The sequence below is a fragment of the Ruegeria atlantica genome, assembly GCF_947495585.1.
Lineage (GTDB): Bacteria > Pseudomonadota > Alphaproteobacteria > Rhodobacterales > Rhodobacteraceae > Ruegeria > Ruegeria atlantica_G.
Genome location: NZ_CANLZK010000003.1, coordinates 178,184 through 193,210 on the forward strand (window position 1 = coordinate 178,184; position 15,027 = coordinate 193,210).

General features: G+C 54.2%; 10 protein-coding genes. 5 read left to right on the plus strand and 5 right to left on the minus strand.

Annotated features, from left to right (window positions below):
* Positions 1-93 precede the first annotated feature (93 nt).
* From QMP16_RS08555 to QMP16_RS08570, 4 genes are all read right to left on the minus strand, one after another.
* A complete protein-coding gene (locus QMP16_RS08555) occupies positions 94-1,188 on the minus strand; it encodes a hypothetical protein (RefSeq protein ID WP_282152020.1) in 1,095 nt (364 codons plus the stop codon).
* A gap of 1 nt (position 1,189) precedes the next feature.
* Positions 1,190-2,515, minus strand: coding sequence for a hypothetical protein (locus tag QMP16_RS08560; protein ID WP_282152021.1), 1,326 nt, complete (start codon positions 2,513-2,515; stop codon positions 1,190-1,192).
* 1,012 nt (positions 2,516-3,527) lie between these two features.
* Positions 3,528-4,685: an acyl-CoA dehydrogenase family protein gene (locus tag QMP16_RS08565; RefSeq protein WP_282152022.1), complete on the minus strand. Its 1,158-nt coding sequence runs from the start codon at positions 4,683-4,685 to the stop codon at positions 3,528-3,530.
* Positions 4,682-5,305, minus strand: a complete 624-nt coding sequence (locus QMP16_RS08570; RefSeq protein WP_282152023.1) for a TetR/AcrR family transcriptional regulator — start codon at positions 5,303-5,305, stop codon at positions 4,682-4,684. Before QMP16_RS08570 ends, QMP16_RS08565 begins: the two co-directional genes overlap by 4 nt.
* A gap of 124 nt (positions 5,306-5,429) precedes the next feature.
* Between QMP16_RS08570 and QMP16_RS08575 the strand changes: the two genes are divergently transcribed.
* The 5 genes from QMP16_RS08575 to QMP16_RS08595 all read left to right on the plus strand — a co-directional run bounded on the left by QMP16_RS08575 (position 5,430) and on the right by QMP16_RS08595 (position 12,860).
* Positions 5,430-7,214, plus strand: a complete 1,785-nt coding sequence (locus tag QMP16_RS08575; protein WP_282152024.1) for an acyclic terpene utilization AtuA family protein — start codon at positions 5,430-5,432, stop codon at positions 7,212-7,214.
* Entirely contained in the window at positions 7,214-8,833 is a 1,620-nt protein-coding gene (locus tag QMP16_RS08580) for an acyl-CoA carboxylase subunit beta (protein WP_282152025.1), read from the plus strand. The genes QMP16_RS08575 and QMP16_RS08580 overlap by 1 nt, the downstream gene beginning before the upstream one ends.
* A gap of 54 nt (positions 8,834-8,887) precedes the next feature.
* Complete coding sequence (locus tag QMP16_RS08585) at positions 8,888-10,861, plus strand: acetyl-CoA carboxylase biotin carboxylase subunit (protein ID WP_282152026.1); 1,974 nt, start codon at positions 8,888-8,890, stop codon at positions 10,859-10,861.
* A gap of 80 nt (positions 10,862-10,941) precedes the next feature.
* A complete protein-coding gene (locus tag QMP16_RS08590; protein ID WP_282152027.1) occupies positions 10,942-11,754 on the plus strand; it encodes a TIGR03084 family metal-binding protein in 813 nt (270 codons plus the stop codon).
* 56 nt (positions 11,755-11,810) lie between these two features.
* Complete coding sequence (locus QMP16_RS08595; protein WP_282152028.1) at positions 11,811-12,860, plus strand: AI-2E family transporter; 1,050 nt, start codon at positions 11,811-11,813, stop codon at positions 12,858-12,860.
* Positions 12,861-12,961: 101 nt separating this feature from the next.
* Here QMP16_RS08595 and QMP16_RS08600 read toward each other — a convergent pair whose 3' ends face one another.
* A complete protein-coding gene (locus QMP16_RS08600) occupies positions 12,962-14,941 on the minus strand; it encodes a bifunctional 2',3'-cyclic-nucleotide 2'-phosphodiesterase/3'-nucleotidase (RefSeq protein ID WP_282152029.1) in 1,980 nt (659 codons plus the stop codon).
* Positions 14,942-15,027: the final 86 nt, after the last annotated feature.

A 15,027-nucleotide genomic window follows, 5' to 3' on the forward strand; every position in this document is an offset into this window, starting at 1 on the left:
CGCGATGTTTCGGCTCAAAAAGTTGCTCACTTGGGTGACTGGGTTAGCATGACCTTACAGTTGTGTCGTAACGCCATCTAATCGCGATACTTGTCACTGCATATCCTTCTTCCAAGGATTGGGAATGCTAGGGTGCGGTGCCAAATTTTGATCAAGGCCAATTCCGTCGACGTAGATATTGATGATCTGGATATCAGTTTGTTGAAGTTCGACGTGCAACCTGTCTGCCGCAGATTCGTTATAGTTTGCGTTCGCTGAGTGCTTTTCACTTAGTCCGCCAAAGCTTGAAACGAGATCTGCCATTCCAAATATCATAGCTATACCCGCTAAACTATTGTTCTCCTTGGCAGAAGCACGAGCCCGTTCCATATTCTCGTAGGCGGCCTTGAGTTGTCTAGAAGACTCCGATCTGGCACGCATCAGTCTATCAATTTCAAACTTTAAGTTACTTTCTCTAAGTTGCTGTTGGTATTGATGCGATAGCTTCTCCATGTGTTGGGACCTTCTAGCCAAGTTCTGAAGCGTATCGTCGGATTCTTGGGACCTGCGCAGAATTTTCAGCCTTGTAACTTCAAGCAGTGCCTCCTGTAAGAAATTGGCAGTGTCGTCGATCCTAAACATCTGAATTTTATCATTTTCTACTTTCTTAAACCACAGAAAGTAAGACTTTGACATTGACGACTTTAACAATGCTCCAGGAATCTTTTGCCCGTTCTCATACTGAAGTTTCCCGAGTATTGCATTCGCTAAGTCGGGACTTACGGTCTCAAGCGGCATAGACAAAAAACTAGCGGCCGCGAGAGCTGGGTCGGCTCCAACACCAACGGGAATGGGACCCTGCGGAAGGTAAGTGCCGATTTTTTCATTGTCCCCCATCCGCTGGACAGGAAACCACATTAAAACACCGTTGCCTGTCGGAAGCTCGCTAAGAGTTTGGACGGCCAAAGACGAAGCCTCCATCTGGGGTGCAAAATTCCCCAAGTTATATTTTATTTCGTCGTAGATCCCTGGAACTTCATTTTTTATGGTTTCTTCGATTTCTTGCGACAGTTCAATTATTTCAATGGCCGTACCAACAGAAATAGTCTTGTAGTTTCGTCCAGCTTGTGAGGGCGCTGCAACCATCGAAAAAAAAGTCAAAAAAAGTATGCCTTTTAGGCAGCCTGCTATAAACCGAGTGTGTTCCATGTCATTTGTCCTGGCTGCAAAGGCCGGAGGCCGAGTCGAATGTTTCTAAACAGTATGCAGCAAGCGCAGCCTTAGTTCTTTCCTGTGCGAGTTCCACTGCTTCACGCAACGCTTTAGCTCCGTAGAAGTCAGCCTCCGCTATATTTAGTTTGGCAACAGCTTTTCTCATTGGCTCGATGTTCCGAGCTTCCCAATCGTCTTTATCTTGTTTGGACGTAAAGTCTTTGTGCTTTTTGCATTCAAGATAGGCAGGGAATTTGTTGAGTGACCCCTCCGCTTCCCCACCTGGTCCATCGTAAAACTCGATCTGCCTGTAGATGATAGGCTCCTGGACCTGAACATTGGAGAGTTTTAGTCTGAGTTGGGTAAACTGATTAAAATAGTAGTAGCACCAACCAGCGTCGTGAACCTCACCTTGACTCTTCGAACCCCAGCCGTTGAAGGGAACGCTAGGCTGCACTTGGTTATTGCTAGAACACTTATAACCTTTCCGCCTTCTTCCTGTGCTACAAATCAACAAATGGTCTCCGGAAAACTCTCCGAAAGCAGCATCCCGAAGCTCTGGATAAGGCCTCATGTTGTTTTTGGCCGCGTCGTATCTCTTTGCTGCGGCTACTTCCACCTTTGGAATAGAGTTCTCTCTGTTTGAGTCCAACGCGGTTTCGAAGTATTTTAAGTATGCTTTTCCCGCCTCTTCTCCGTCCCTGAGGTTGATGCTGAAACTGTGCTCGAAAGCTTCCAAACTCGTTAGCTCTAGCACAAAAGACTGCTCAAGTTCTTGAGCGACGACGATATGCGCAATACCCCTAAAGTCTTCCCGTTCGCCGAACAAAATTAATCTTCTGCGAAAATCTGCAAATTGTTGATACAAAGTATAAACTTCAGAATAGTAGGCCTTGTTGTCAAAATATTCTCCGCGTTCCTCGGTGTTGCTTTTCGACGCTTTTTTCTCCAGGAAGCCCATCCATGCGCTCGCCATTCCAGCGTAAAGCTCTGTCTCCAAGGCTGCAAAGTTGGCATCGTATACGTGCTTGTAGAGTTGTTCTATTTGAGCAGAAATGTTTTGCAGTTGCACATTGATTGCCCTGACTTCTGCAACTATTGCCTGCAACAGTTGGTATTGGGCCTGCATTATGCTGGATGCTGGGTCTTTTTTCATAAAGCCAACCAACATATTTCCTACTTGGGCAACCACGCCGATTACTGCCATGGCCGTCATTGCTTCTGACGACGCAGGTCGCGTAGAGCTTAAAAAGGTAGATTTGGCTAACGCCGCAGTAGATAAAGTACTTGAAATAAAAGACCTTCTTGACAGTGACTTTGGCATTTTTACCTCCCAAAGCTCTTCATACTAAAATCCGCTAATCATTGTGCCATGGACCCTTCGAAAAACGAAGCGCTTATTGTGGAGGCACCCGAAGCCTAAACCACGCCGGATAGAATCTGATCACAATACTCCGCAGGCCGTGATGCAGCCGGTCAGTGGCTTGGAACCTGGTCATCTTGAGCGCCCATTCCAAATTACATCGTCTCTAAGTGTGGAATATCACGGGAAAAGCATCGAAGTATGATCGTAAGGCATCGAAATCTACTAATAGTAGCTACTTTGTTTAAAAGTAGAATTAATAGTAGGTAAAAAGACCTTCTACTAATTTGATTTGTCGCCAACATAGCTTAGAAAATTGGGCTTTTTGAGTGTCGGTCAATCAATCAGTAGATTTTATAGTGTATATAAAGGTTCAAGTCCCTCCACCCGCACCATATCGTTTCAGAGAATTTTCCATTCCGGATCGCCTTTGCGGGCTTTCAGGCAATCGATAAAGTTCTATACTGGACAGCCGACTGGATTTTGACACCTGAACAGTCGGGTGCGTTCGCGAAGCGAACGATTAGGTGACTGCATCCATAGTGAATACACCGTTCTCCATGTCTTGGAACGTCGGGTTGCATGGCCTTCTTTTCGGAACGTGTTGTCAGGAGATCAGGTAGTAGGTCGTTGGGGACGTGCCCAAAATAGCCAACGCAGCGACAAGCCAAACCAAAACACAAACCCAGTACGTCCCCGGATTTTCAGCACGGGTTACCCGTTCCCACAAGTAGGTCGAACCAAATGCCAAGTCTCTGATAGCCCATATCAACAAGCTAAGCCCCACATAGAACCAAATATCCATAATTCCCTCGCGTGATGAGTTTGGCGCAACTTAGATTGTCATAAATGATTGCGCAATTGTGCATTGATCATTTACGGGCAATTGTCGGGCAAAGAACTTGTTTTAGGCCGGCCTGTCGGCGACCTCATCACGTTCATAGCACGCGCATGCGGACCCACAACGTCGCCGCTATTGCCCTGCCAATCCCATCTGCCGCACTGCCAGGTCGCGCAATATCTCTTCGGATCCGCCGCCAATCGCCATGATTTTGATTTCGCGCCATACACGCTCCACAGGGTTACCCAGCATGTACGCGGCACCGCCAAAGATCTGCATCGCCTCAGAAGCAACAAATTGCAATGACGTCGTGGCCTGAACCTTGGCTTTGGCAATTTCGGCGACAGGCATCAGGCCCTGCTCAATCGCCCAGCAGATCCGTTCGATATATGCCTCATTCATATCAATCCGGGCGGACATTTCCGCAAATTTGTGGCCAATGACCTGATGTTCGACCAGTCGCTTGCCGAATGTCTCGCGTTCCCGTGCCCAGTCCAGCGCACTGTCGTAGCATAGTTTCATCATTCCCAACGAAGCGGATGTCAGGCCGAGCCGTTCAAAGTTGAAATTGTTCATGATTGCGATGAAGCCCCTGTTCTCAGGCCCCAACAGGGCAGTAGAATCCAGCTCGCAATCATCGAAATGCAGCGTCGCTTGCTGTGAACTGTGCCAGCCCATCTTGCCACCCAAAGGTGTGCGGCTGAACCCGGGCGCGTCATGAGGGACCAAGAACAACGAAATGCCGGTCAACCCGGGGCCGCCAGTGCGGGCACCAACCACAAACCATTCGGCATCTATCCCCCCGGTGATATAGGTCTTTTCCCCGGTCAGTATCCATTTGCCGCCTTTGCACTCGGCTCTTGTTTGAATATTGGCAACGTCCGACCCTGCGCCCGGTTCGGTGATCCCAAGGGCCGACATCGTGCGCCCCGAGATGATCTCGGGCAGCACTTTTTGTTTGAACTCCTCGGAAGCAAATTTCGCAATTGGGCTGATTGAAATCGTGCGCCCCCCTACGGCGGCCCCGATACCGGATGCCCCACAGCCAAACAGGATTTCGCTATAATCATGGCGCATAAATGCATTGTCGAAACCCAGACCGCCGTATTCCTCATCGATCCCAAAGCCAAATACTCCAAACTCAGCGATTGCTGCATGCAGTTCCCATGGGACGCTGCGATCCGCCTCCCATTGCTCAATATGCGGTTTGATTTCGGCATCGACAAATCGCTGGAAATTCCCGCGGAAAGCTTCGCGTTCCGGGGTCATGAAAGGGGATGGCAGGGTCATTCGACCTCCTCGATGTCATTTTCGGGCAATACCTGAAGCTGGCTTTCCATCATGCGGGCAAAGCGATCCATCATCTGGGTAAGGTATTCTGGCGACGAAACGAATTTTTCATGCAACAACAAACCACGCAGGAAGTTCCGGGCGATACTCCACAACAATTCAGTGTCGTCACGGTTGCCTGTTGCGCTGACATACCGGGCTGAGATCAGGCTCAGGTTCGATTTGTCCCAATCGCTCAGGCTCTGTTCAAGCATGCCGAACAGTTCCGGATCGGTTCGGCATGCAACCAGAATCTCGACTATGGCGCGCCCGCCTGCGGAATTTACGATATTGGCCCAGGCAGACATAATCAGATCATAGACGGGCTGAGGGGCGCGATCATGTGGCCAGAGCGGGTTTTGCGCATTGCCCAGCAGTCGCATCGCGGTAGCCGCGACCAGGGCCTGTTTCGTGGGGAAGTGATGCGTAATTGCCCCGCGTGAGATGCCCGCCTTGGCCTGCACCTTGGCAAAAGTAGTCTCGGCATACCCAAGCTGATCTAGACAGGTGACCGTCGCATTGCAGATTTTGGCCTGCATATCCCGGGACCTTTGATCCTGGACTGAGGGTTTCTTTGGCATCGTATCCGTCATCTTCCGTCGCGTCGCAGTGGCAAATCTTCGTTGACCAAGGCGGTCAGCAGATCATAAAAACAGAACAGTCGGTCTGTAAACTGCAGATCGCACCCAAGCGGGAGAGACGTGCGTGACACATTCTCTGCGGATCGGAGGAGCAAGTGGTTTTTGGGGGGATGCCCCTCATGCGACACAGCAATTGCTGTGTGCCCCAAAGATTGACTTTCTAGTCTACGACTACCTAGCCGAAATCACCATGTCGATCATGGCCCGCGCCCGCATTAAAGACCCCCAAAAGGGATATGCGGTGGATTTCGTCTCTGACGTTATGGTCAACAAATTAACCCAGATCGCCGAGCAGGGCGTCAAGGTGTTGTCAAATGCAGGTGGGGTCAACCCAGTGGCCTGTGCTGATGCATTGCGTCGCAAATCTGCAGAATTGGGATTGAACTTGAAAGTTGCAGTGGTCGAAGGTGACGACCTGCTGCCACGAGTGGCCGAGTTCGTCAATCGGACTGAGATGTTTTCCGGTGCGCCGATGCCGCCGACCGAAAAGATCGTCTCGGCGAATGCTTATATTGGGGCAGGGCCGATATTGGCGGCGCTGCACGCCGGGGCTGACATCGTCATCACAGGCCGCTGCGTCGACAGCGCACTTACGTTGGCCGCGTGCATGTATCATTTTGGATGGCGGCACGAGGACCACAACTTACTGGCTGCCGGGTCGCTTGCGGGGCATCTGCTGGAATGTGGACCCCAAGCCACTGGCGGGAATTTCACGGATTGGGAAATGGCGGGGGATATCGCCCAAATCGGCTATCCGATTGTCGAGGTAAGCGCAGACGGCGGGTTGGTCCTGACCAAGCCGAAGGGCACGGCGGGATGTGTGACCCCGGCTTCGGTCTGCGAGCAGATGCTGTATGAGATCGGCGACCCGCAGTCCTATATTCTGCCTGACGTGATTTGCGACTTTTCCGATGTCAGGATTGAGCAATCCGAGCCAGACCATGTAACCGTTTCGGGTGCAAAAGGCCGCGCGCCGACCGGACAGTTCAAAGTGTCCGCCACCTGGGCGGATGGCTATCGCGCGGGCATGACGATTCTGATCAACGGGCGTGAGGCACGACAAAAGGCGAAGACTTTTGCCCAAGCGGGGTTGGATCGCGCGCGCGCTGTCATGCACCGGATGGGCGCCCCCGACTATCGCGAGGTGTCGTTTGAAACCTTCGGAGGTCGGCCTGGCGACGGCGATTACGAAGAGATCTCGTTCAAGGTAGCCGTGAAACACGACGACCCTCGCGCAGTTGGAGTATTCCTACGCGAGATGACCGGGTGCGCACTGGCCGCACCGCCGGGGTTGCACATCTTTACCGGAGGAGGGCGTCCAAAACCCTCGCCAGTCGTTGCCCTGTTTTCCTTCTCGGTGCCAAACGACACGCTGACCTATTGCGTAACGATGGATGGGGAGCAGATCGCCTACAATCCGCCGAAAACGTCCCCACTAGACCCGGAACCTGTCCCTGCAAAAGCCCCAGAAACAGCCGATGAAAAGGTGACCGAGTGGATCACATGCCCTTTGGAAGATTTGGCCTGGGCAAGATCGGGGGACAAAGGCGACACCGCAAGCATTGGGGTCATTGCACGCCATGATATCTTTTTGCCCTATATTTGGGCTGCGCTGACCGAAACGACGCTGGCAGATGTTTTTTCTAACTACTTATCTGGCAGGGTCGAACGGTTCTATCTTCCTGGAACGCACTCCATGAACATTCTGCTGCACAATGCGCTGGGTGGCGGTGGCGTCGCCTCATTGCGCAACGACGCGCAAGGCAAGAGTTATGCCCAGATATTGCTGGCCACACCGATCAGGATTCCTGCAGAGTTATCCTCATACACCGAGCGAGGAGAAAGCTGATGGGTTTTGTCAGTAAAGTCGTCCGCGATTCTGACAGCTTTGCCAAGAACCGAGCCGATATGCTGGCTCTTGTCGACGAGATGCGCGCGCTTGAAGCGCGTCCTGTCGCCCTGTCAGAGAAACGGCGCGAACGGATGGAGGCCCGGGGGCAGATCACACCCCGTGACCGTTTGGCCCAACTGTTGGATCCCGGAATGCCTTTTTTGCAACTGCACGGGTTGGCGGGCTACTGCGTCGATACAGGCGATCCTGAGCAATCGGTTCCGGGCGCGTCATTGGTCATCGGCATCGGCTTCATCTCGGGCGTGCGCTGCATGATCATCGTCGACGATTCTGGGATCAAGGCCGGCGCGATGGTCGAGATGTCAGCTGTGGCCTTCCTGAGCGCGCAAGACATGGCATTGAAACAGAACCTGCCTTTTGTGCATCTTGTCGAAAGCGCCGGTGCAAACCTGATGGAATACAAGGTCGAATTCTGGGCCAATGGCGGCAAACTGTTCCGCAATCTGGCCCGCCATTCAGCCGCGGGCCTGCCCAACATCGCAGTGCTGCATGGCCCGTCAACCGCCGGCGGGGCCTATATGCCTGGCCTTGCGGACTATGTCGTTGGCGTGAAGAACAACGGCATGGCCGCCTTGGCCGGTGCCGCCTTGGTTCACGCGGCGACGGGCGAAAAGGCCAATGACCTTGATCTGGGCGGGTCCGAGATGCATGCCACCACATCCGGGCTGGTCGACTATCTGGCCGAGGATGATCCGCACGGTATCGAAATGGCGCGGAACGTGATGGCCCGGCTGGATTGGAACAAATCCTTGCCTGAGCGTCGCTGCAAAGAAGTGCAGCCACCGAATTATGATGCGGATGAGATCGCAGGCATTGTTTCCACCGATTATCGCGTTCCCTATGACGTCCGCGAGGTTGTGGCCCGCATAGTAGACGGCTCGGACTTTGAGGATTTCAAGCCCGACTATGGCTCGGCGACTGTCTGTTTGCAGGCCGCAATCAATGGTATCGCTGTGGGTATTCTTGGAAACAACGGGCCACTGGACCCTGCAGGCGCGAACAAAGCCGCACAGTTTATCCAGCTATGCGGTCAGTCTGACATTCCCCTGATATTTCTGAACAACATTACAGGGTTCATGGTCGGCACCCAATATGAACAAAGCGGCATGATCAAACATGGGGCCAAGATGATCCAGGCCGTTACGTCAGTCGATGTGCCAAGGATCACACTCTATGTCGGGGCAAGTTTCGGGGCTGGTAATTACGGGATGTGCGGCTACGCCTATGACCCGGACTTCCTGTTCGCCTGGCCCAATGCGGCAACGGGGGTGATGGGCGGCGAGCAAGCCGCCGGGACGATGGAACTGGTTGCGCGCGCAGGGCTTAAACGCAAAGGGATCGACCCCGACGAAGCCAAACTGGCAGCGCAAAAGGCAGCTATCACAGCACACTTCACACGACAGGAGAATGCGTTCTACACCTCGGGCCGGTGTATCGATCATGGCGTCATTGACCCCCGCGACACGCGACGTGTGCTTGGTTTTTGCCTTGAAACCTGCCTTGAGGGTCGCGCGCGGACGGTCAAACCCAGCTCGTACGGGGTGCACAGGTTCTGACCATGCTTCATTACTACCAAATCCACATCCAAGACAGATAGCAGAGGCTGAGGCATGACATTCGACACGCTTCTCGTTGCCAATCGTGGGGAAATCGCCGCTCGTATCATGCGAACCGCCCGGTCGCTTGGCCTGCGCACAGTGGCCGTTTTTACAACCGTTGACGAACGGGCACCCCATGTCGAACTTGCTGATGAGGCAGTTTGGATCGGTGAAGGATCGATTGGTGACAGCTATCTGAACGCGAAAAAGATCATTGCTGCGGCTCAGAAAGTTGGGGCAGGGGCGATCCACCCGGGCTATGGGTTTTTGTCCGAAAACGCGGGTTTTGCAGCGGCCGTCGAGGCCGCGGGCCTGACTTTTATCGGACCCGATCCCGAAGCGATCCGGCTGATGGGCGACAAGGCCGTCGCCAAACGCCTTATGATTGGCGCGGGCGTTCCCTGCGTTCCAGGGTATGAAGGCGATGATCAATCGGGTGCCGCACTGGTCGCTGAAGCGAGCAAAATCGGTTTTCCCATCATGGTCAAAGCCGCAGCTGGTGGCGGTGGACGCGGAATGCGCGTGGTCCAATCCGCCGACGCTCTTTCTGATGCGATTTCAATCGCAAGATCCGAGGCCGAGAACGCTTTTGGATCCGGCGAACTGATCCTTGAGAAAGCGATCGGTGATGCGCGCCATATCGAATTTCAGATTTTTGCCGATGGGTACGGGAACGTAATTCATCTCAGTGAAAGGGAGTGCTCGATTCAGCGTCGCCACCAAAAAGTCATCGAAGAAGCCCCAAGCCCGGTCATGACGACAGAGTTGCGCGCAAAAATGGGAGCTGTGGCGATTGAGGCGGCCCGTGCGGTGAACTATCGCGGCGCCGGAACCGTGGAGTTTCTATTGGAACCGTCCGGCGTGTTCTATTTCCTTGAAATGAACACCCGACTACAGGTTGAGCATCCTGTGACCGAGATGGTCACTGGCATCGACCTAGTGGCGCTACAGATCGCTGTCGCGCAGGGTGACGCCCTTCCGATCTCTCAGGAAGACGTCACCGTGACCGGCCACGCCATTGAGGCGCGGCTTTATGCCGAAGACCCCGCTAACGGATATCTGCCGGCAACCGGTCCAATTGATTTCTGGCAGGCTGCGACTGGACCAGGAATGCGTGTGGACTCCGGCATTCAACAAGGGCAGGAGGTATCGCCTTTCTATGACGCCATGCTTGCAAAGATCATTGCGCATGGTCCAACCCGCGAAACGGCACGTGCGATGCTGATCAAGGCTGTGAGCGAATCTATTTTGCTGGGAACGGTGACAAATTCGCGGTTTCTTGCAGATGTGCTGCAGCACAGAGATTTTATTGCCGGCGATGCAACGACAACATTTCTGGATCAGACCTACCCCTGGGGCTTTCCTGCTTACCGGGTAACTGCGCAGGACGTCGCCTTGGCGGTTGCGCTGTTGTTGGATGCGGATCAGGCCCGCGCAAGGGCGGCGGCGGGCTATGTATCCGCCGAACAGTTGGGTTGGTCCAGCGCGGCGTTGCCGCCGTTCGCAGTGACGCTTGCCTATGGTGACGAAGAGATACAAACGCGCGCACGCGTCTGCCCCGATGGATGGACGGTATGGGTTGAGGGCAACGCGTATGATGTCTCGTTTATCAAGCGCAGCAGCGGGAAGATCCGGGCACGTATAAATGACAACACCGTCCACGCCACCGCACACATAACCCGGGACACGGCCCAGATCTCCATCGGCCCCGAGCGCCTGACGTTTCGACGCCTGCGTCCCGGTGCATTGGATGCGGGAACGATCGCTAGCGGTCGCGTCACCGCCCCCATGCCGGGTGCCTTGGTCGAGGTGGCGGCAAGACCCGGTCAAAGCGTTTCGATAGGCGACTGTCTGGCCGTTCTCGAAGCCATGAAGATGCAGCACCAGATCACTGCTGCCGTTGCAGGCGTCGTGACCTTTGTCCACGTTGAGGTCGGGCAGCAGCTGAGCGCGGGGGATGTGATGATCGAGATTGACGAAACATAGATGAAATTGGGTGTGTGTCGACCACCGCCACTTCATCCGGGGACATCGAATATGCAAACACAAAATCAAGGGAACAAGCAGTGCAACAGGCAACGGATTTTCTGCAAGAAAGCGAGGCATTGTTTGCCATTCTGGACGGTATTTCGGGCGATCAATGGGAAATTTCAACTCAGTTCAAGGGTTGGACGCTGAACGATGTTCTGGTGCATCTGCACTATTGGAACCAGATGGCAGATCTGTCGCTTCAGGACCCCGACGCGTTCACTGCGCGCATTGGCGCGTTGTTTGTCAAAGCCAAGGCCGAAGGGCTGCGCGCAGCGGAGAACGAAGCGATCCTGCTGCGTGGGAACGAGCTGCGCGATTCCTGGCGGACACTTTACACAGATATTGGCACGCGTTGGGCCGATCTCGATCCAAAGCACCGGGTGAAATGGGCCGGTCCGGATATGTCTGTACGCTCGTTAATTACGGCCCGCCAGATGGAGACTTGGGCACACGGGCAAGAGGTTTTTGACGTTCTTGGTGTCGAGCGCGTCGAACATGACCGGGTCAAGAACATCGTCATTCTGGGTGTGAACACGTTTGGCTGGGCCTATCAGGTCAACGGCAAACCTGTGCCTGAGGCGATGCCGCGGCTTGAACTGACCGCGCCATCCGGAGCCTTGTGGGAGTTCGGTGAACGGGGGGACAATCGGATAACAGGCCCTGCGGTAGAGTTTGCGCAAGTCTCGGCCCAAACCCGCAACATCACAGATACATCTCTAAAGGTGGAAGGGCCGGTTGCTGCCGAATGGATGTCAATCGCGCAGTGTTTTGCCGGTGGTCGCGAAACGCCTCCTGCACCGGGTAGCCGTCACCGCGCTCGGGGCCGCAGATCGCGTGAAAGAAGTTGAATATAAGCCTTGAACCCGGCACAAAAGAAACCACCCGTCCGACCGAAAGCGAAGATATGCTGCAGTTTAATGTGACAAAACTTGCATCTGGCCTGATCGTCGCTGTTGTCATCGGCTGGCTGCTGGTGCTGGGCAAAAGCATCCTTCTTCCGGTGCTTTTGGGCATAATCGGAATATACATTCTGGACTCGACCGCCTCGACAATCGGCCGTGTTCCGGGGTTGCGCCACATTCCACGCCGCGGGCGCCGTTTGCTTGCGCTGCTTGCCATATTTCTAACGTTGGTTCTGATAGGGGTCTTTCTTGAGGCAAACGCGCAAGCGGTCGCCCAGAATATCCCGCGTTACCAAACCAACTTAAAAGCGCTGATTGACTCGGCAATGGCGATGTTGGGCGTCAAAAAACTGCCAGATTGGTCCACGATCGAGCAGACGATTGCTGGCAAGTTCGATATTTTGGGGTTTGTGCAGGGGACGCTTTCAACAGTGCAGGGTTTCGGGACGGTCATGTTGATGACAATCCTTTATATTGTGTTCATCCTGTCCGATCTGGATGACATGCCGGAAAAAGTTAGAAAGGCTTTGGGTGATGCCGAAACAGCTGACCGGTCGCTGCAAATCGTCGCCCAGATCAACCAGAAGATTGGCAGCTACCTAAGCGCAAAGACCCTGATCAACGTCATTTTGGCTGTGATATCATATGTGATCATGTTGTTGCTTGGGATCGAGTTCGCAATGTTCTGGGCCATATTGATCGGACTTTTGAACTATATTCCGTACCTGGGTTCCATTGTTGGCGTTCTGTTTCCCGTAATGCTGAGCCTCGTGCAATTCGGCGGCATCTGGCATGCCGGGGTCGCACTGATCGCGCTTATGGCCGCTCAGCTGTTTGTCGGAAACTTCCTTGAACCCCGCTTGGTCGGAAACTCGGTGAACCTGAGCGGATTTATGGTGCTGTTTTCGCTGACGATCTGGACCGCGATGTGGGGTCTGGCAGGCACCATATTGGCGATACCGTTGACTGCCGTGGTGATGATTATCTTGTCGCAAATCCATTCTACGCGACCGCTGGCGATTTTGATGTCAGAAAGCGGCGAACTTGACTGATTGCTCCAAAGCCCGGTTTTAAGTGTTTAAAAATTCGCCATCTTCGGTGCGCGACCGCCACCCATTAGTCGGGGTGGCAGCCGGCTTAAAATCTTTGACGTTTAAAGTTTAATGCGGAACGCGGCAAAACCATCGGCGCCTTCGCCTGCGTCTTCGATCACCACTCCTTTGACATCGCTCATATAGTCGCGCGCTTTGGGGCCGGTTTCGAAAAGCACCGTGGTATCTGCGAGCGGGGCGAAGGACCAGTTGGCGTCCGCTTTTGGATCAATTGTGCCCTGCTCGACAATGTAGCGAACGATGACGTCGCGGTTGGTATCGGGGGCCTCGAAGACAACCGTGTCGCCCAATGCGCCCGGGAAAGACCCGCCGCCAGACGCGCGGTAATTGTTAGTGGCGATGATGAATTCCATGTCATCCGTAACCGGCGTGCCGTTGAAGGACAGGTTCACAATCCGCGCCGCGTCTGGGTTCACTTCTTCGCCTTTTGGTCCAAATCGCGAGGGCTGGGACAGGTCGATCTCATAGGTCACGCCGTCCATTACATCAAAATTATAGGATGGGAATTCCGGGTTAAGCAGAATTGCGTCGGCCGAGCCCGGCTCGACCTGATTGAACATGCCTGCCGAACGCTCTAGCCAGCCTCGAACCTGTGCGCCGTTCACGCGGACCGCCCGCACGGTGTTCGGATAGAGATACAGGTCAGCCACGTTTTTGATAGCCACATCGCCCACTGGAACGTCGGTATAATACTCTGGCCCACCACGGCCACCGGCCTTGAACGGAGCGGCGGCTGATAGGATGGGCAGCCCTTCGTGCTCGGTGCCCTTCATCATCTCTTCGACATACCATTTTTGTGCAATCGACACGATTTGCACTGACGGATCATCCGCGACGAGTGCGAAGTAGCTGTGCAAAGGCGCGGACGTCTTCCCAACGGCGCGGCGCACATAGGCCAGTGTTTCGTCGTGATCTTTGGCGACCGAATCCAGCACGGTCTGGTCGTCGCCAACCAGCGCGGTGATTGAGCGATCTTCGTTGCGCTTTGAGATCGGGCGCGCCTCGGACGTCGTTGTTACAACGCGCCATTCATTCCCGTCGCGTTCCAGCAACAGGTCCAGCAGACCCAGATGCGAGCCCCAGAAACCGCCCATGACTGCTGGTTTGCCCATCAGCGTGCCTTTTTCGACGTCGATACCCGGGCGATCCGCGAATGTAGGCGAGGGGAAGACCAGATGATTGTGGCCCGTGACCAGCGCGTCGATGCCATCGACGCCGGCCAGCACGACCGAGGCGTTCTCCATCCCATCAGTGTGATAGGCCTCACCGATGCCCGAATGCGACAGGGCGATGATCAGATCACAGCCTTGCTCTTGCATTTCTGGCACATACGCTTTCGCCGTATCGACGATGTCGCGGGCCTGAACCTGGCCTTCCAGATGCTTGCGGTCCCAATTCATGATCTGAGGTGGGGTAAAGCCAATGACGCCAACCTTGATCGGATGCTTACTGCCGTCACCCATTTCAATCTCGCGGTCGAGAATGGCGTAAGGCTTGACCAGGGTCTTATCGTCGCGTGGCCCCGCGCCTTGTTCCTTGGCAATATTGGCCAAAACGACAGGGAAATCCGCCCCGGCGAGTGACTTTTCCAGAAAATCCAAACCGTAATTGAACTCGTGGTTGCCCAAAGTAGCGGCGTCATAGCCCACGGTGTTGAATGCGGCGATGATCGGATGGCTGTCGCCTTCTTTCATACCACGCTCATAGGCGATGTAATCGCCCATCGGGTTGCCCTGCAAAAAGTCGCCATTATCCACAAGCAACGAGTTGGTTGCCTCTGACCGAATGTCATTGATGATCGATGCGGTGCGCGACAGGCCTACCGTATCGCGCGGCTTGTCTGCGTAGTAATCATAAGGGAAGACATGCACATGGATATCGGTGGTTTCCATGATCCGAAGATGCGCCTGATTGTCGGCAGCAGCGGCCGAAAACGGGTGTAGGGTGATTGCGGCGGCGCTGGCCGTAGTTGTGGCAAGGAACTGGCGGCGAGACATCGAAAAATGGCTGGAGGAGGTCATTCGGAACCTTTCAATATGTTGGCTAACGCGCCTTCTGCATGACTTACAAAACAACCGTGTGACACTGGTATCCAAAGCGTTTGCAG